Annotated in this window: 18 protein-coding genes, 1 pseudogene and 1 other annotated feature; of the genes and pseudogenes, 7 read left to right on the top strand and 12 right to left on the bottom strand. The window is 40.9% G+C overall.

The genetic code is table 11. The features are described 5' to 3' along the window. Positions 1-26: 26 nt before the first annotated feature. From BA70_RS06800 to BA70_RS06790, 3 genes are all read right to left on the bottom strand, one after another. Positions 27-1,277, bottom strand: coding sequence for a response regulator aspartate phosphatase (locus tag BA70_RS06800; RefSeq protein WP_420834678.1), 1,251 nt, complete (start codon positions 1,275-1,277; stop codon positions 27-29). Between the two features lie 315 nt (positions 1,278-1,592). Then, the gene (locus BA70_RS06795) at positions 1,593-1,832 is read right to left on the bottom strand and encodes a DUF2552 family protein (RefSeq protein WP_034319863.1); all 240 of its coding nucleotides are present in this window, start codon (positions 1,830-1,832) and stop codon (positions 1,593-1,595) included. A gap of 12 nt (positions 1,833-1,844) precedes the next feature. Continuing rightward, entirely contained in the window at positions 1,845-2,171 is a 327-nt protein-coding gene (locus tag BA70_RS06790) for an iron-sulfur cluster biosynthesis family protein (protein ID WP_034319861.1), read from the bottom strand. 212 nt (positions 2,172-2,383) lie between these two features. Here BA70_RS06790 and BA70_RS06785 point away from each other — a divergent pair, with 212 nt between their 5' ends. Beyond that, the gene (locus BA70_RS06785; protein WP_034319859.1) at positions 2,384-3,091 is read left to right on the top strand and encodes an expansin EXLX1 family cellulose-binding protein; all 708 of its coding nucleotides are present in this window, start codon (positions 2,384-2,386) and stop codon (positions 3,089-3,091) included. A gap of 17 nt (positions 3,092-3,108) precedes the next feature. Here BA70_RS06785 and BA70_RS06780 read toward each other — a convergent pair whose 3' ends face one another. Together BA70_RS06780 and BA70_RS06775 are read right to left on the bottom strand one after the other, a co-directional pair. Then, the gene (locus tag BA70_RS06780) at positions 3,109-4,083 is read right to left on the bottom strand and encodes a bifunctional GNAT family N-acetyltransferase/GrpB family protein (protein WP_034319856.1); all 975 of its coding nucleotides are present in this window, start codon (positions 4,081-4,083) and stop codon (positions 3,109-3,111) included. Further along, positions 4,080-4,604: pseudogene (locus BA70_RS06775) on the bottom strand (GNAT family N-acetyltransferase); the annotation flags it as partial. The gene BA70_RS06780 and the pseudogene BA70_RS06775, both read right to left, overlap by 4 nt. Positions 4,605-4,843: 239 nt before the next feature. Between BA70_RS06775 and BA70_RS06770 the strand changes: the two are divergent. The 4 genes from BA70_RS06770 to BA70_RS06755 all read left to right on the top strand — a co-directional run bounded on the left by BA70_RS06770 (position 4,844) and on the right by BA70_RS06755 (position 8,507). Continuing rightward, a complete protein-coding gene (locus BA70_RS06770; protein WP_034319851.1) occupies positions 4,844-5,293 on the top strand; it encodes a YfmQ family protein in 450 nt (149 codons plus the stop codon). A gap of 150 nt (positions 5,294-5,443) precedes the next feature. Continuing rightward, positions 5,444-6,676 carry a DNA polymerase IV gene (locus BA70_RS06765; protein WP_034319848.1) on the top strand — a complete coding sequence of 411 codons (1,233 nt, stop codon included), beginning with the start codon at positions 5,444-5,446 and terminating at the stop codon, positions 6,674-6,676. Between the two features lie 15 nt (positions 6,677-6,691). Next, positions 6,692-7,036 (top strand): YolD-like family protein, encoded by a 345-nt coding sequence (locus BA70_RS06760; RefSeq protein ID WP_034319846.1) that lies wholly within the window; start codon positions 6,692-6,694, stop codon positions 7,034-7,036. Between the two features lie 235 nt (positions 7,037-7,271). Further along, a complete protein-coding gene (locus BA70_RS06755) occupies positions 7,272-8,507 on the top strand; it encodes an MDR family MFS transporter (protein ID WP_034319844.1) in 1,236 nt (411 codons plus the stop codon). Between the two features lie 31 nt (positions 8,508-8,538). Here BA70_RS06755 and coaA read toward each other — a convergent pair whose 3' ends face one another. Further along, on the bottom strand, positions 8,539-9,498 hold the full coding sequence (gene coaA, locus BA70_RS06750; protein ID WP_034319842.1) for a type I pantothenate kinase: 960 nt from the start codon (positions 9,496-9,498) through the stop codon (positions 8,539-8,541). Positions 9,499-9,686: 188 nt separating this feature from the next. Between coaA and BA70_RS06745 the strand changes: the two genes are divergently transcribed. Next, positions 9,687-11,015: a CoA-disulfide reductase gene (locus tag BA70_RS06745; RefSeq protein ID WP_034319839.1), complete on the top strand. Its 1,329-nt coding sequence runs from the start codon at positions 9,687-9,689 to the stop codon at positions 11,013-11,015. A gap of 67 nt (positions 11,016-11,082) precedes the next feature. Here the strand turns inward: BA70_RS06745 and BA70_RS06740 are convergent, their stop codons facing one another. Together BA70_RS06740 and BA70_RS06735 are read right to left on the bottom strand one after the other, a co-directional pair. After that, entirely contained in the window at positions 11,083-11,859 is a 777-nt protein-coding gene (locus BA70_RS06740) for an SDR family NAD(P)-dependent oxidoreductase (protein ID WP_034319836.1), read from the bottom strand. Positions 11,860-11,871: 12 nt separating this feature from the next. After that, a complete protein-coding gene (locus BA70_RS06735) occupies positions 11,872-12,822 on the bottom strand; it encodes an MBL fold metallo-hydrolase (protein WP_034319834.1) in 951 nt (316 codons plus the stop codon). A gap of 169 nt (positions 12,823-12,991) precedes the next feature. Further along, positions 12,992-13,203: a binding site (T-box leader), on the top strand. 41 nt (positions 13,204-13,244) lie between these two features. Here BA70_RS06735 and proC point away from each other — a divergent pair. After that, positions 13,245-14,072: a pyrroline-5-carboxylate reductase gene (proC, locus tag BA70_RS06730; protein WP_034319831.1), complete on the top strand. Its 828-nt coding sequence runs from the start codon at positions 13,245-13,247 to the stop codon at positions 14,070-14,072. Positions 14,073-14,122: 50 nt separating this feature from the next. Here the strand turns inward: proC and BA70_RS20150 are convergent, their stop codons facing one another. The 4 genes from BA70_RS20150 to BA70_RS06715 are packed head-to-tail and all read right to left on the bottom strand — an operon-like array spanning position 14,123 to position 17,394. Beyond that, positions 14,123-14,266 carry a hypothetical protein gene (locus BA70_RS20150; protein WP_160171269.1) on the bottom strand — a complete coding sequence of 48 codons (144 nt, stop codon included), beginning with the start codon at positions 14,264-14,266 and terminating at the stop codon, positions 14,123-14,125. 14 nt (positions 14,267-14,280) lie between these two features. After that, positions 14,281-14,769, bottom strand: a complete 489-nt coding sequence (locus BA70_RS06725) for a DinB family protein (RefSeq protein ID WP_034319829.1) — start codon at positions 14,767-14,769, stop codon at positions 14,281-14,283. A 19-nt stretch (positions 14,770-14,788) separates the two neighbouring features. Next, positions 14,789-16,045 (bottom strand): MFS transporter, encoded by a 1,257-nt coding sequence (locus BA70_RS06720; protein ID WP_034319827.1) that lies wholly within the window; start codon positions 16,043-16,045, stop codon positions 14,789-14,791. Beyond that, positions 16,045-17,394: a coproporphyrinogen-III oxidase family protein gene (locus tag BA70_RS06715; RefSeq protein ID WP_034319824.1), complete on the bottom strand. Its 1,350-nt coding sequence runs from the start codon at positions 17,392-17,394 to the stop codon at positions 16,045-16,047. The genes BA70_RS06720 and BA70_RS06715 overlap by 1 nt, the downstream gene beginning before the upstream one ends. Between the last annotated feature and the right edge of the window lie 158 nt (positions 17,395-17,552).

Genomic DNA, 17,552 nt, shown 5'->3' with positions numbered 1-17,552 from the left:
ACAGCAGTTCGTCTCCTCTTTTTTAGCTAACTTATACGATAGTCACCACTGTTGTATGGTGTCTGCCCGCTAGCTCCATATGGCTCTCTTCCGATTGCTGCTGACTCATGACCGATAATCCTGCAGTTGCTGCCAATAAAAGAACTATCAAACTCATTTTCATATAAATGACCCCCATTTTGAATTTTTGAAATAGCTTGAATTTTCCTTTCGTAAAACCGGGTAGATACTTCAAATAGTCCGAGCTCATTATAATAATGAGCCGCATCAAGTGCCAATTCCTCAATATCTGGGTATAAGCGCTTGTCCTCCAGCAGGTCTAATGTATCGTCTATGATCTTTATTTCTGCATCAACGTATAGTGCTTTTAGAAACTGAAATTTGCAGATGTAAATTTCATCTTCTAATTCACAGGCTTTCATAATACCTTTTTGATAGAGGGATAACGACTCTTCTATCTTTTTTTGTTTAAACAGGATTTGTGTCAGCATAAATAGTGGGTCTAGAGAGCGATTTAGATGGGTTAAATTCTCCTTTTCAAACACTTCAAGAGAGTCTTTCAGATAACGACTTGCTGCCGGAAGGTCGTTCATTTGGTAATAACAATTACCTAAGTTGAAAAGGGCCGAACCTATGACTCGAGGGTTTCCAATTGAGCGTGCTCGCTTTAGAGCATTTTTAAAGTAGGGTAATGCATGTTCATAGCATTTCAAATCATCATAGTTTGCACCGATGACAAATTCACAGTGGATGATTCTCAGCGTGTACGTTCTGTAGGCAGAATACGTATCTAACGCTTGCAAGGCATAGTGCATCGAAAAGTGGGTTTGTTTCATGTGGTAGTATATTTCTGCTAATTTAAAGTAAAATTCTGCTCTTTCTATATCATCTGATATGAGATTGAGCTTTTTTTCTGCTGAACGGTAATAAGCAATGGCGCTCAAATGGTTTCTCTGCTCAAATTCAAACATTCCTGTGAAAAAATGAACATAGTATTCAAGCATATCCGTTAATTTCGTTTGCGAATGTTCAATCGTTTCTAGAAGATTCTTAATTTCTTCATCATTCGAAGCTTTCTTTGCCGGTTCAAAATATTCAAGCATCACCTTATGGCGGAAATCCATCAGCTGGTAAAACAATAACAAGTTTTGATCCTGTTCCATCTCAAGGATTTCCTGCTCGATCTCGGCCTTCAGCTTCTCTGCTTTCATGACATGAAATCCGCAAATCTGCCTATACCATTCGTTTATTTTGATTCCAACCTGAGGCGATGACAACTTGAGCTTCAATTCACTTTAGCACCTCCCTCCTCATATACGATACATGTTGTATTCTATCACATTCCCTCGAATGGAAGAAATATGAAATGTCATTTTTCGCAAAGTTTTCGGTATCCCGCAATAAACGCTTCCTTTGCCTATTTTTCGGCATTTACAGCCATCATTTTTTCATTTCCGTTTTTCTCATTTTGTCGATTCTTTTGTTAAAAACTGCTTTTTGCCGTTTAAAAAGAGCTTTATTTAGATTAGACAGCCCTGTTGTTTGATGAGATGATGATGGCAGAAAAAAAAGCCCCTTCAGCAAAGGGCTTTTTATAAGACATCTGTTACTTGTTCCATATTCTCTTTGATCCAATTGACAGCTAATTCGAGCGTTGGAAATTCTTCCGTTTTAAATGTGACTTCGTCTTGAAGAAGCCAGACGTCCTTTTTCACTGAATCCATTCCACCTATTGACCAGTGCAAAAGGCTATAGGGATGATTGTTATTTAAAAACGACACCCATGTTTTATTTTGTGCCGTGTTTTGTATCACGCTAAGCTTCTGATCCACTACGTTTCCACCTTACTTTACAAGTATGCCCATTCTTGGACTGAGTATTTGCTGAGGACTTTTCAGCATCAATGTATTGGCTTTTTCATTAAAATCGATGGTCATTTCCTCATCAAAGAATACCTTCTGTGCAATGTGTATATATAGTTTTAAATGTTGGCTATTATTCAGTTGTTCCCATTCACCTGTTCTTTCACTTGTTAACCAAAGCATTGGTACGCCACTCACTGCACAGCCACAACCTTCTGAATCGTAGCGAAGCAGTAATTCCTTAGTTTCGTTTCCTGTTTGCTGTTTTTCTATATATGTTTTAGCCAGTTCTGTGATGTGAATATACATGGCGAACATCCTTTTTAAATTGATGCTTACATTGTAACACATAAAACACCATAAAACATGACACACGACTAAATCCGAAAGTCATATTCTTTGAAATACACGCTCTTCTCACTAGGATTATATCTATCTATTGGCTCTTTTTGCTTCTTGTTTTTTAGAATTATACTTATGACGCTACCAATTTTAAAGGAATAAACAGGAGGTTTTAGATCGTGAAAAAAAGATTATCTCTCTGCTTCATCGGGGCACTGATATTGATGTTGAGTTTCGCTGTGCCAAACATGAAAGCGGCATCTGTCCTTGATGAAGTACGAGAAAGCTATGCGACTTATACGGGATCTGGTTACTCAGGGGGCGCCGCATTATTAGATCCTATTCCATCTGACATGAAAATTACGGCTTTAAATCCCCATGACTATAACTATAAAGGGATAAATGCGGCACTTGCAGGGGCTTACCTTGAGGTAAAGGGTCCAAAAGGAAAAACCGTTGTGTATGTAACCGATAAATATCCAGAAGGAGCAAAAGGAGCTCTTGATCTTTCGCATAATGCCTTTGCCAAAATCGGTCATATGGCAGACGGAAAAATCCCAATTAGTTGGAAAATTGTAAAAGCACCGATTAGCGGAAATGTAGCTTACAGAATAAAAGAAGGTAGCAGTGAGTGGTGGGCTGCGATTCAAGTGCGCAATCATAAATATCCGATTATGAAAATGGAATATTACAAAGATGGACAATGGGTGAACATGGAAAAGACAGACTACAACCATTTCCTTGGATTTAATATGGGATCTAAATCTCTTCCTGTTCGAATCACAGATATCCGCGGGGTCATAGTAAAGGATAAATTACCCGCTCTTCCATCTACTGCTGCTTCACAGGCCTATATTGTAAAAGGCAATGTTCAGCTTCCTAATTAACGAGGAAAAGAGGTAGCTTATTTAAGAGCTTCCTCTCTTCCTTCTCTATCCCAGCGATATGCCTCGTTTTCTATTTCTTTTATGATTTCATTCTTTCCTGCCATATAGCTTTGTATATCTTCCGGATACTGATTTGCTAATTGTTCCTTGACAGACGCATACGCTACAACTCGTTCTGGATGGGCCCTTAAGTAATCTCGAAACAATAAATGCCTTTTCACATCAGGATGATTTCTCTCATAAACATGGACATGATGGGTACGATTCAAGCCACCCTTTTGAAAAAAACGTCTCCCTTTTATGCCATTTTCACCTAGCGCTTGATATCCGAGATGTTCAAAGCTCTCTCTTTTTCTATCGATCTCTTTTATATGACTTACTTCTATTAAGATATCAATAATTGGTTTGGCAACAAGTCCTTCAACTGACGTACTACCAATATGATGTCCTTCTATCCAGCTATTTTGAATAATTTGCTTGAGTCGCTGCTTTTCTTGATGGAATTCTTCATGCCACTCTTTTTTGAATTCGACAACCTCAACCTTTCGCCTCGGTGTCCATTTCATTTTTGATAAGGTGAGCTCTTTTGCAACATGAATCACATTTGTTTCAAAAAATCCCAGCTTTTTGTATAGCCTTTTTGCAGGGGTGTTTTTTTGCCCTGTGGTCAGTTCTATAGGGACATTTTTCTCCATAATTGTAGACATAAGTCTTGTTCCAATACCCTGCTTTAGCGCTTTTGGATGCACAGCCAATCGACTAATGATCAAATAATCTTTCTGCTCTTCATAAGAGGCAACACCTAGTAAGATTTCCTTTTGCTCAAAACCAATAAATTGCTCTTTTGCTTTCATTACATCTTGAATGGTCTCTTTTAATGGCGGAAGATCGGCATAGCCAATTTGTTCAGCTTCTTGCTGATATGCAGCTAGTTGAATATGTAAGATCTGCTTTGCTACCTCTCCTATTGTTTGATCTAAATTGACAATCATTGCGTTGCCTCTAACTTTTTCACAAATAAAACACGATCTTCATTTATTCCATCATAGTCTGAAAACACAGAGATTCCTTCTACAGTTTTATCCCCTTTTTCAATTTGAAAGCCCAATTTTGCATGATAGGCAATCGATACTTTATTTACAGGTGCTGTTACCGCTTTAACGGTTGTTCTTCCTTCCTGTTTTGCCACATCATAAAAGGCTTGATACAGGATTTTTCCTATCTTTAATTTCCGATGATCTGGATGTACACCTACAAAATGAATGTAGGCTTCATCTGAATGAGATTGCGATAGAAAACCGACTAAAAAGCCGATCAGTTCTCCTTTTTCAACGACGACAAAACTTGTTTGCTGAAAATGTTCAAAAAATAGCTTTGGCAATTTTGCACACAAATCTCTGCCTCCCCACCAGCTTTGAATGACGGATGTGACGGCGTAAAAATCTGATGGCTTCACTTGACGTATCATTACAGCCTCGCCCCTTTTCAATTTCGGCTTTAATCGGTCTCTCTTTTTTCACAAAAAAGCTGTTGTTTCAATAGTCTACCTGTCCGATTAACTGTTTGTAAAGATCACATGTCAGCCTTTTTTCATTTCAACTTTACTGGTTTTTCGTGCTTCATCCGCCATCTTCTTTTAAATCTTCACACTTATTTCATAAAGTTCACTTTTTGTGTGAAAGTTTTATTCTTTTGTTATGTTAAGATGGTTCATATAGGAAATGTAACAAATGTTTATTGGAGATGATGATATTGGTTTGGATTGTTACTTCGCTTGTTGTGTTTAGTCTATTAAAGTTGCTTGTCACTTCGCTTCCTTCAGGTGTTGTTGAACGCCTTTTTAGTCGTTATGCGGTGCATGCAAAAGTAACAAGTGATCAAACAAATATGACTTTTCAAGGTCGTCCGCTCGATGATCAGCAAAAATCGAAAATCATTCAACATTTTAATGATGCGATCTTTATTGAACGCTATTATATTTATCCTGGTGATGAGGAGCGTTTTCTTCATCCAAAGGAAGGGCCAGCTCCGCTTACAATGCAAACAAAGATTGGCAAGCAGGATGTAACCCTTTATCTGTTTCATTACGATGACCACGTGGATGTGGTGCGGCAGTTTACACATAAGCCAAAGAAAAAGCTGACGGCTTATCGTTTGCGTTCTGAACCGCTCCAAACATCCCACAACATGGCACACGCTTAAAAATACGCTCATTTTTCATTAGATTAGACGAAGTGGGAGACACTTCGTCTTTTTTGTATGGATCTACACTCTCTTCTTTGAATGATTTACCAGTATCAATTTCGCCTTCTGACGGTTACAATAGAACATATGTTCTAAGAGGTGAAAGCAATGAATGAACGAGCGATTCTGCTTGTGGATATGCAGTCATTTTATGCATCAGTAGAAAAAGTGGAGGCTCCTCATTTGGAGGATGTGCCGCTCATTGTCTCAGGAGATCCAGAGCGGCGAAGCGGGGTCGTCCTTGCAGCCTGCCCTCTCGCTAAAAAACGAGGCGTGCAAAATGCATCAAGATTATGGGAGGCACAGGAAAAATGTCCCGAAGCAGTGGTCGTACGTCCACGTATGCAACGCTATCTTGATATCTCTGTCATGATTACAGAACTGCTTGAACAATACACAGACCTTGTCGAACCTTATTCAATTGATGAGCAGTTTCTTGATATTACAGGCAGTCTGACACTACTCGGCTCTCCGCGGGAGATCGCTCAAAATATACAAACAACGATTATGAACCAGACTGGCATTTACGCCCGTGTTGGCATCGGTCCTAATAAAGTACTCGCTAAAATGGCCTGTGACCATTTCGCTAAAAAAAACACATCTGGCATCTATGAACTTAGTGCAGACCGGGCTGCTGCTGATTTATGGCCGCTTCCGATCGGGAAATTATTTGGCGTCGGCAAACGAATGGAGCATCATTTAAAACGAATGGGCATCAGTACCATTGGGACGCTTGCTACTTATCCATTAGATCGGCTACAAAAACGCTGGGGAATCAATGGGGAGCTTTTGCAGCGAACAGCTTTAGGGCTCGATCCCTCACCGGTCACCGTTCACACACATGATCAGCAAAAAGCCGTTGGGCATCATATGACCCTTCCCCATGATTATGCGTCTTTTGAGGACATCAAAGTTGCCCTTCTTGAATTGAGTGAAGAAGTGGCAAGGCGTGCACGTTTTAAGCATTATCTTGGGCAAACGGTGTCTGTCGGCGTGAGAGGCGCTGACTTTTCACATCCGACAGGATTTCATAGACAAATCAAGCTTCATTCACCCACACAGTACGGCACAGATATTGCAAAGGCAGCCATTCAGCTATGCCAGAAGCACTGGGATGGTCAGCCCATTCGCAGTGTGGGCATTACTCTCTCACAGCTGCAGTCTGACAGCCAATATCAGCTGACTTTATTTGATCACCATGTTAAGAAAGACAAACTCAGCAAAGTATTCGATGCGATTCATATGAAGTATGGTCCTGCCGCATTACTGCACGCTTCGTCACTCACAAGCGCAGGGCAGGCATATCACCGCGCCGAAAAAATTGGCGGACATTACAAATAACGGAGGCAAATAACCATGAATCCCAATAAATTAACACCTGGATACAACATCATGTGGGAATCAAGCCGAATGATGCTGCCAGAGCACCGGGAGCAGCTTCTTGCTCAAAAACGGAAGAAAAAAGAATATACACCTCCCCCGCTGAGCACCGATCAGCTAGAGGAAATGAATTTTTTGATCACACAGTCGATTACCGAGGATCGCGCCATTTGCATGACGTATGTCTCTTCAGGTGTGAAAGAGCAGTTTTGGGGCTGGGTCAAAGCCATTCATTATGAAACGCAGCGCATGAAAATCGTCAATGATGAAGATGTTTTAAACCTGTCCTTGCAGCAAATTGTCGCCATTGATCTCGATTGATTGTCGTCAAATGACAGTGTGAATCAGCGGAAAGCCATCCGCTTCCTTTTGTTGAAAAATCAATACCCATCAAGGCCTCAAATACATCGTCAGCAAAAAACATGCTCTCCGAATTCGCGACCGGTTCAAACTTCTCTGCCATATGGCGGATCTCTCCTCCATCAAATTGTGTATTTAATTTGCACAATTTTTCATGTATGATTGGAACATCTTACAAACTCAGGGGAGAAACAGCATGAAAAATAACTTACGTACTTTACATCCACTTAGTTGGACAATCATCATCGGTACGATATTTGGCCGAATGGCGACGTCCATGAGCATTCCCTTTTTAGCTGTTTATTTGACGCAAGTCAAAGGCGCCTCAGCCTCTTCAGCTGGATTAATCATTGCCGTTAGCTCTCTTATTGGGATCGTTGCGAGTTTTTACGGTGGTTATGTTTCTGACCGAATCGGCAGAAAAAAGGTGATGCTTCTATCCATCTTCGGTTGGACACTTGTCTTTGTTGGTTTTGCGTTTGCAGATGCCATTTGGGTCTTCTTTATGATGAATGCTTTAAACGGGCTGTGCCGGGCACTGTTTGAACCAACATCTAAGGCGCTCTTATCAGATGTTACCCCGTCAAGCATTCGGTTGTTTGTTTTTAATTTACGGTATACGGCCATTAACATTGGTGTGATCTTCGGACCGCTGCTTGGCTTATATCTCGGGTCATCGAAAACAACCTTTCCATTTCTCGTCGCTGCCTTGATTTATTTTTTATACGGATTAACACTGGCATGGCAATTTCAGAAACATCCAGTTGCTGCACCAGAAAACACCAAACAAATCAGCGTCAAAAAAGCCCTTTCCATTATCCAAAAAGATACGGTCTTTAGCATTATCCTTATTGGCGTTACGTTATGTTCGTTCGGCTATTCACATCTTAGCTCTACGCTGCCTCAATATTTATCGGCATCCCCTATGATTGAGGATGGACCCAAACTGTTTGGGTATCTTTTATCTTTAAACGCAGTAGTGGTCATTGTCGTGCAATACCCGCTGATTATGATCGCTAAGCGCTACTCGACCATTTTGTCGTTAACTACTGGGAATGTTCTTCTTGCAGGCAGTTTGTTTGCCATTGCTTTTTCACAAAGTCTTGGCATGCTGGCTTTCATCATTGTCGTGTTTACGATTGGTGAAGTGCTGCTGTTTGCGATGATGGATCTTTTTGTAGACAATATTGCAAAGCCTGAAGTGAAGGGATCATACTTTGGCGCAATGGGATTTTCTCAGCTCGGCAGTGTCGTCGGACCCTTTGTCGGTGGCGTGTGTATTGACTATTTTGGCGCAGCCCATCCCCTTTCTATTTTTTCAGTGCTGTCTATCGTCACGATTGCAGGTGTACCGTTCTTACTCATTGGATACTACCGCCTGAAAAAACGATCGGCGGCTGCCGTGGCTGTTAAAGTAAGTGGAGGTCATTAAAAAAACCGCTCTTGATTTGAGCGGTTTTTCTTTATACCCGACGGATGGCAATCTCTTCCACTTTATGCTGATCGCCTTTTTTCAAAATGAGATCAGCTCGATATTTTGTCGGTAAAATATTTTGATATAAATTAGGGCGATTCACTGTATTCCAAATCGTGCTTGCCATCTGATCCGCCTCTTCATCCGTCAAATCTTTGTATTGATGAAAGAAGGATTCAGGGTCTTGGAAGGCTGTTTCTCGAAGCAAACGGAACCGTTCTTTATACCATGATTGAATTTGCGTTTCAGCGGCGTCTACATAAATCGAAAAATCAAAGAAATCTGATACAAACACACGCGGTTCATCCTTCAGATCATCCAGCGCTGGTGATTGCAGCACATTGATCCCTTCGATGATAACAATATCTGCATCCTCCACTGTTTCATACACCCCATCAAGCCGGTCATAGGTAAGATGCGAATACACCGGGGCATGCACAGTTTGTTTACCTGATTTCAATTCATTTAAAAAAGAAAGAAGGGCTTTGACATCATAGCTTTCCGGGAATCCTTTCTTTTCCATCAGCCCTCGATCTTTTAACTCTTTTTGAGGATACAAAAAGCCATCCGTTGTCACAAGACTTACCTTCAGCCCATCTCCAAGCCTTGATAAAAGAGTTTCAATAATACGCGCAGTCGTGCTTTTCCCAACAGCCACACTTCCTGCGATCCCAATTAAAAAGGGGATTTTGGCATGATGCGGGTAGTTTAAAAAAGCATTTACATGCTGATTTTTTTGCTTTTCAGCAAAGACATGTAATGTCAGAAAACGAATGAGTGGTATGTAAATATCTCGAACTTCTTCAAGCGACAAATAGTCGTTTAACCCTTGAAGCGCTCTTGCTTCCTCTTCTGAAACAGATACCGGCATATATTCCCCAAGAGCTGCCCAGGCCTCTCTCGTATGGCGTGTATATAGTGTATTAAAATCTAGTCGTTCGTCGCTCAAAGTCTTTCCCACCAACCTTCACTAAACTCGTAACCAAAAAGACGATAATCCGATTGTAGCCTAAAATGAAGGCGCTGTCTTTATTTTTCAACTAAAGTTTGCTTCTTTTGCGAAAAAAAAGCATTAAAAAAAGGAAAATGAGGGTAAATAAGAGTATTCAGTTTGATAGATAGAAGGGAGCACACCAAATGAAATATGTGATGATTGGCGGAGATGCAGCAGGAATGAGCTGCGCTATGCAAATATATAGAGAGGATCCAGACGCACACATTGTTGCTTTTGAAAAAGGAGAGATTTTCTCATATGGGCAGTGCGGACTCCCCTACTTGATCGGCGGTCTCATTGATCATCACAGAAAGCTCATCGCACGCAGCGCTGAAACCTTTCGCGACAAATATGGAATTGACGCCAGATGCTTACACGAAGTGACCTCTATTGATCCAGAGCAAAAAACGGTGTCAGGGGTTCACACCAAAACAAAAGAACCATTTACAGAAACGTATGACCGTCTGTTAATTGCGACAGGAGCCAGCCCCGTTACACTGGATTTAGATAGCCAGCCATTAAAAGGCGTACACGTATTAAAAACAATCCCGCATGCGCTGTCCATTTTAGACCATTTAAAAAAAGACGTCACACATGTCACCATCATCGGCGGAGGATATATCGGCTTAGAAATGGCAGAAAATATAAAAGCGCTAGGAAAAGACGTTCATATCATTCAACGAGGGGAAACACTTGGTCCAGGCTTTGACCCCGATATGGCAAGATATCTTAAAGAAGAAGCGGACGATCAAGGTATTCATGTGGTGCTTGGAGAAACCGTACAGACATTAGAGGGCCAGACACATGTAACAGCTGTTCACACAGACAAACAAACCATTGAAACGGATATGGTCATCATCGCCATCGGTGTCACTCCGCAAACAGCCTTTTTAGACAGCACGGGGATCAAGCGGCTTCAAAATGGGGCAATTGCGGTGAATGAATACATGCAGACCAATGTAAAAGACATCTATGCTGCCGGGGATTGCGCAGCGACCTATCACCGCATAAAAAAAGCACTGGATTATATTCCACTTGGCACGACAGCGAATAAACAAGGGAGAATCGCAGGCTTTCATATGACGGGGACAAACCGGGCGTTTCAAGGCGTGACCGGAACAGCGGTGATGAAATTTATGGACGTGACAGCGGGACGAACAGGTTTATCAGAGAAAGAAGCAGAAGAAGCGGACATCCCATTCTCCACCATCACCATTGACAGTACTGATCACGCTGGATATTACCCAGATGCGCAGAAAATGAAAGTAAAACTGATTTACAGAAGTGATGACCACACCTTGCTTGGTGCCCAAATCATCGGTAAAGACGGTGTAGATAAACGAATCGATGTCATGGCAGCTGCCCTTTACCAAAAGCTGACCATGACAGACCTTGAAGATTTAGATATTAGCTATGCACCGCCTTTTAACAGTGTATGGGACCCGCTTCAGCAAGCTGCAAGGCGTGTATAGAAAGACTATAAATGACGTCTTATCCAACAGAAAAAGAAACCAGGCGATGGCCGGTTTCTTTTTTGTGTTATTTTTTCATCATCGCTTTACGTGCTGCCTTTTCAAATAAAAACGGGAATAATTGATACAGTTTACTCCCAGCGTTCATCCAGCCGGGCAGATTGATCTCTCTTTTTTTCGTCATCATGGCAGATACGACCTTCCCTGCCACCTTATCAGCACTAAGCATCATAAAATCAACGTTCTTCACATATTCACCGCTGCGATCTGCGATGGTAAAAAAATCTGTGGCAATCGGTCCTGGGTTCACCGTCGTGACGTGAATCCCGCAGTCTGCCAGCTCCATTCTGAGGCTGTTTGAGAATCCGAGGACGGCATGCTTTGATGCTGAATAAATCGCAGATTTGGGAGTGGCAATTTTCCCTGCCTGAGACGCGATATTGATAATATGTCCCTGCCCTCTTTGTTTCATTTCTGGGATGACCTTTTTCGTGCAGGCAATTAAGCCAAACACATTCACCTCAAACATCGATACCATTTCCTCAATGGACGCATCTTCTACAAGATCGAATACACCAAATCCGGCATTGTTGACCAAAATATCGACAGCTCCCACTTCTTGATACGCTCGATCAATGTCCTCAAGCTGGCTGACATCAAGCTGAGCGATGTGACACACACCACCAGCGCTCATGATCTTTTCTTTCACACCAGCAAGCTTTTCGATTCGTCTTGCTGAAATGATGATTTCTGCACCTTCTGTTGCTGCCAAATAAGCCATTTTTTCACCAAGGCCGCCAGATGCACCTGTAATCCATATTCTCTTTCCTGTTAATCGCCCCATGCGTTTCACTCCTTAGTTTGCTTGGTAATAGAGGATGCCGTCTTTTTGCACTTCTTCAATTTGTCCAGCCGCTAAAAGTACATCCAGCTGCCCTACCGTCTCAGACATCGTTAAAAATAATGCTTCTTCATACAGCACTGGAAATAGCGTGCGGCAAAGATGAAAAGCGGTCATTTCTTTTCGTTTGAGCAGCTGACAAATCGTATTTGCCCGCCTCTCTTGTTTCTTAAATCTTTCTTCGATCAATTCATGATGAGACGTAATCAGCTGACCGTGTCCCGGATAGATGGTCTTGATTGGCAAACACAATAATCGATTGAGTGATGCTTTATATTGAAGTAGCGATTTTTGACGTTCCTCGCCTTCATTCGGCGCTTCCATTAATGGGTTGGAGGAAATGGTCGTCAGCAAAAGGTCGCCACCAATGAAATTCCCCGTTGTTTCATCTAAAAATGAAAGATGAGACTGAGCATGTCCAGGGGTCTCCATTACCAAGAAGTGTTCATGCCCCTTCAAACGATCGCCCTCTTTTATGACGTCATCTACATGTGCAGTACAAGAATATGTATAAGATTGCTTCACGATTTTTTCACACTCATCTTGACGAAGCGGCACACCTAACTGCTGAAAAAAACGATCCATAAAGTCTATTTGGCGCTGCTTAAATACTGAATCCTGACTAATATAGGGCTCATTTAACTGGTGTCCAATCACACGGACATGAGGTTTCATCAAATTTAAAAGGCCGACATGATCTGCATGATGATGGGTCAAAACCACTTGATCAATATCGTCTATCGATAAATGATGTTCCTTTAATTGCGCGACAAAGGCATGCTCCGCCTCTTGTGTCATCGGCCCGCAATCCACTAAGGTCACGGCCTCTCCTTTTAATACATATGCATGCACATCCCCAACGGCAAACGGTGTAGGGATGGATAATTGAATGATGTCTTCTTTCACTTTTATACGTCATCTCCTGCTTTTTGACTCATGGATGAGCACAACTCAATCTTCTTTATTCATTGTATCTTGCAAAGGGCAGACTGTCATGCGGTTTGGATGGTCAATTTTTTTATCTAACCCTATTGACACAAACTTGTCCATCGTTGCATAATGAACAACAAATATAAGATGCGCGATGACAAGGATTAGTAAGCAAAATAATGATGTAAGAGAGTGAGGTCCGTTGGCTGTAAGACTTCACCATCCTCTTATTTGCTGAACCTGCCCTTTGAGCTGTTAGGCAAACCTAAACGTTTCCCGCGTTAAGGGACTAGAGCTGAGTATGCATGTTTGCATGCTAATTGAGGGTGGTACTGCGAAAAACCTTTCGTCCTTTTCTGGCGAGAGGTTTTTTTATTTTCTACAAGGAGGAGCAGCTTATGAGTAAAATTGGATTTATCGGCGCAGGCTCGATGGCGGAGTCTATGATTAAAGGTTTATTAAAAAGTGGCATCATGTCAAATGAAGATATCATTGTCACAAATAAATCAAACGAAAAACGATTAGACGAATTGAAGGTGCGTTATGGAATCAAAACGGATTTCTCTCGTTCCTTTATTTATGAAGAAGCGGATATTTTGGTATTTGCTTTAAAACCGAAAGATGCGGAAAGCGGGATTTCTGAGGTACGCCCTTACTTAAATGGACAGCTGATCATTTCTATTTTAGCGGGTATTTCCATTGAAACGATTCAACACTATGCTGGCGGGAAAACTGCGGTGGTTCGCGCGATGCCAAATACATCAGCGGCGATTCAGCAATCAGCAACAGGCATTGCCGTAAGTGATGAGGTCACTGAGGAGCAAAAGAAAAAGGCGGTTGAGTTGTTTGAAACGATTGGTCATGTGACGGTATTAGACGAATCACAGCTGAATGCTGTCACAGCCATCGCAGGAAGCGGCCCTGCCTTCATTTATCATTTGATTGAAGGAATGGAGCGAGGCGCTTCTGAACTTGGGATGGACCAAGCAACAGCAAAATTGCTCATTTGCCAAATGATTGCAGGCGCTGCCAATATGCTTCAGGATAGCGGAAAAGAACCTACTGAACTGCGCAAAGAAATCACAAGCGAAGGCGGAACAACAGAAGCCGGACTGAACACACTTGCTTCCTATCAATTTGAAGAAGCGGTTGTCGATTGTGTAAAAACAGCGACAAAACGCGCAGCAGAATTAAACGACATGTTTTCAGCGGGCACGTATAAGTGATATGAAAAAGCACCTGTTTCGTTGACAGGTGCTTTTTCACATATGCCCATCTATTTTTTCTCGCTAGTGACTGGATTTGAACTGTGTGATTCACACTTTGGTTCTTTCTGTTCTTTTTGAGAGAAGGCTTGTTCTAATAGAGAATCACGTGCTTGATAAAAATTCACATCAATTAACAATTCTTGATGCTTCATTTATTAACACCTCCTCATGTAGATGATTCACTCATTGACATGATGGCTTTGATTTGAGCCAGATGATGATTTTCATGTAAAGCGATGGTTTCAGCTAATATTTGAACTGTCATCACGCCTTCTTCCGGATGCAAACCTGATTGATCCCATATATCCTTTTCTAATAACTGAAGCGTTTTGCTTCTTCTCTCTTTCAAGCGATTGATCATCGAATTGATCTCCTGAGCATTATACAATTCATAAGCTCTTTTCTTCACATAAATTTCAGGATCATACGATTGAAAAGGCGTGTGATCACTTGATATCGCCTGCTCTATTCGCTCTGACCAGACTTCTTCTGTATCAAACAAATGTCCGGCGATTTGTTTGATCGACCACTTGCCCTCTCCTATAGATTGATCTAACGTGTGCTCATCACATGTCTGCATGAGCTCCTCAAGCTCACGAATACTCGTCTGGAGCGATGTGATGATTTCTGTTTTTGTTAATTTTCCAGTTTCCATTGCGTAATCAAAGTCTCCTTTACAGTGAATGCATTTCTATTTTGGATTTATCTTGATGATCCCCTTTCAGTAACAGTAAGCTATTCAACAAGCCAGCTACTATCACAAGGCCTGCCATCCCTAGAGCGATGACATGTATAGGAATCCAATCTCCTATAAAAGCCATGATGATAAACCCACTAATATAAAATATGCGCGATAATGCAAGACCTACCGAAAAAACCCTGGCTCTTAAATGACTGCTTGCATAGGTCATGATGTTTGTAGAGTACAAAACTTCGACGGGGCTATATAATAGATTGGCTAATAAAACAACAAACAAAAACCCAATAAAAGACGTTTGTTGATAGGAGAGTGCATGTAATATCGCCAACAATATTATTGCTAACGTTGACCACCTTTTATAAAACTGAAAGGAGAATTTCACTTTTTTAAAGTATGCTGCGAGTGTAATCCCACCAATAATTTGTCCTAGTCCACTTATTGTATGGCCAAGTCCCAAGCCAAAATTCCCTTCTCTTGCTATTTCCAAAATGTACAGACTAAACAGAACATAAACGATGCTTAAAGCAAATTCCCTTGACATCAATATCCATATGGCACTTTGAATTTTGGGTGACCCCTTGATTTCTTTAATGCCCTCTTTAAAGCTTTGAACATATGACACATACTCTTTTTTTTCAGACGCTTCTTTCGCTTTGATAGGAATTAGCAGCATGGCTGATAATAAAAATGTCATCGCATCTACTAAATAAATTGTAGAAATGGACCAGATTTCTGTCACCAATCCACCTAACCCTGTCGCAATGAGCATAGAGGCGCTAAAAGATGTGGCCAGTATACTATTCCCCTTAGAAAGCTGCTCCTTGTCTATGATTTCAGGTATCATAGATGAACGAGCAGGCAGATATATACCCGAGAAAGCACCATTTAACGCTAATAACAAATAGAGAATAAACGGTGTAACATTCATTGTGACAACTAAAACAAATCCCAGTCCAATCATGAAACGTGCCACATCTGCGAATATCACAACTTTTTTGTAAGAAAACTTATCAATAATTGGACTCAAAAGCATAGATGTTAAAATGAGAGGGAGCATTGAACAAATAAATAGAATACTTAGGTGGGTCGCTCTGCCAGTGAGTTCATAGATTAAACCGATCGTCGCAATCGTTCTAAACCAATCTCCAAAGGCAGATAAGTTTTGTCCAATAAAGAAACAAACAAAGTTTTGATCTTTGAAAAGAGATGCCGTTTCTTTCTTTAAAACCATTAGAGGAGCACCTCAGTCGTCTCATACCACCCTAGCTCTTTTTGCATAAACTCCACGGCTTGATCATAATTTTCTTTTTCCTTTTCTGGTATAAGGTCAACTAAAATCGCAGGATACCAAGGCTTCGCTTCTTCCTTGATAACAAAATATTGCTCCGCCTCCTCAACTACTCCTTTCATCATGAGGAATTGTAGTTTACGATAGATTTCCTCACGCTTTGGCATTTGATTGAGATGCGTTTTTTCTATTTTCATTGTTTTAGGGAAAAAGATGAGTCTTCTATCAAAAGCATGATACTCTCTAGATTTAACGATAGGTAATTTTTGATTCGTTAGGCTTTCAATGTATCTTTGAGTATTTCCTTCATTTGCCCATATCATGCCTTGCATGTAGGAGATCGCTCCTGTCCCCAATCCAATATATTGATCTTCGTAACCACCGTAAATCACTTCGCCATATTGAAAACGTTTATCCTGATGCTCCGGAGCCATAAACGTATAGACATAATTTTGATGCCAGCCATTCGTTTTTAAGTGACGATATATTGCGTCACTAAACTCAAACTTTTCTTTAGGATTTGGTGGCATAGGCACCTTCCCTTTATTGATTTTTGATAACCATCCCTTTGAACAAGCAATATATTCTAATGGATAAGTATCAATACTTGTGCTCCTTAATGCCATCACACCATTTATGTCCTCTATCATCTCTTCTATCGTTTGGCCAGGCAACTGATATAGCAAATCAATATTATAAGACTGAAAATGACGCTTCATTAAGTCAACAGTCTGAGAAATTTGATCAAAACTAGCCGTTAAATTGAACATTTTCCGATAATGTTCGTTTAATGTTTGGACACCAAAACTTCCTCTATTTGCTCCGCCTTCAGCCATGGCAGCCACTCTTTCCGTTGTAGCTGTTTTTGCTTCACATTCAAAAGTCCATTCATAATCAGGAGATAGTGTGAAATTTTCTTTTATTGCAGTCGAAAGTCGATAGATTAGTTCAGGGGGCATAATGGAAGGAGTCCCTCCACCAACGAACACCACATCAAAAGTCATTTTTTGGATATTGGGGGATTGTGATAAAATACGCATCTCATTGATTAAAGCATCAATATACTTTCCGATAATGGGCTCATATTTCGTAGATTTAATAAAAGGACAAAACGAACAGATGGTGTCACAGAAAGGGATATGTAAATATAAAGCATTTTTCCCTTTTTGAAATGTTCGTTCTTTTTGAATAAATTCTGTCACACGAGATTGTGCTCCTTCTTGGCTAGCTTGGCCAAAAAACGGATAAAGAAAATTCCATAAAGGCGGATGCTCTTCATAATAACTTTTCATTTTTGACAATTCTCTCACCCAACTCTCGTCTATTTTTATTCCTCATACAAATTCACAGAGAAGCTGAATACTCCGCTTCTCTGTGATGCACTCTGTTCAGTAAGTATTCATTCAACTCATTAAATCGCGATCCATTCGTTACGTTTCATTTTAATCAC

It is taken from the genome of Bacillus zhangzhouensis, assembly GCF_000715205.1.
GTDB lineage: Bacteria > Bacillota > Bacilli > Bacillales > Bacillaceae > Bacillus > Bacillus zhangzhouensis.
Note: the sequence above shows the minus strand (reverse complement) of the source record. Positions and strands in the feature narration are given on the sequence as shown.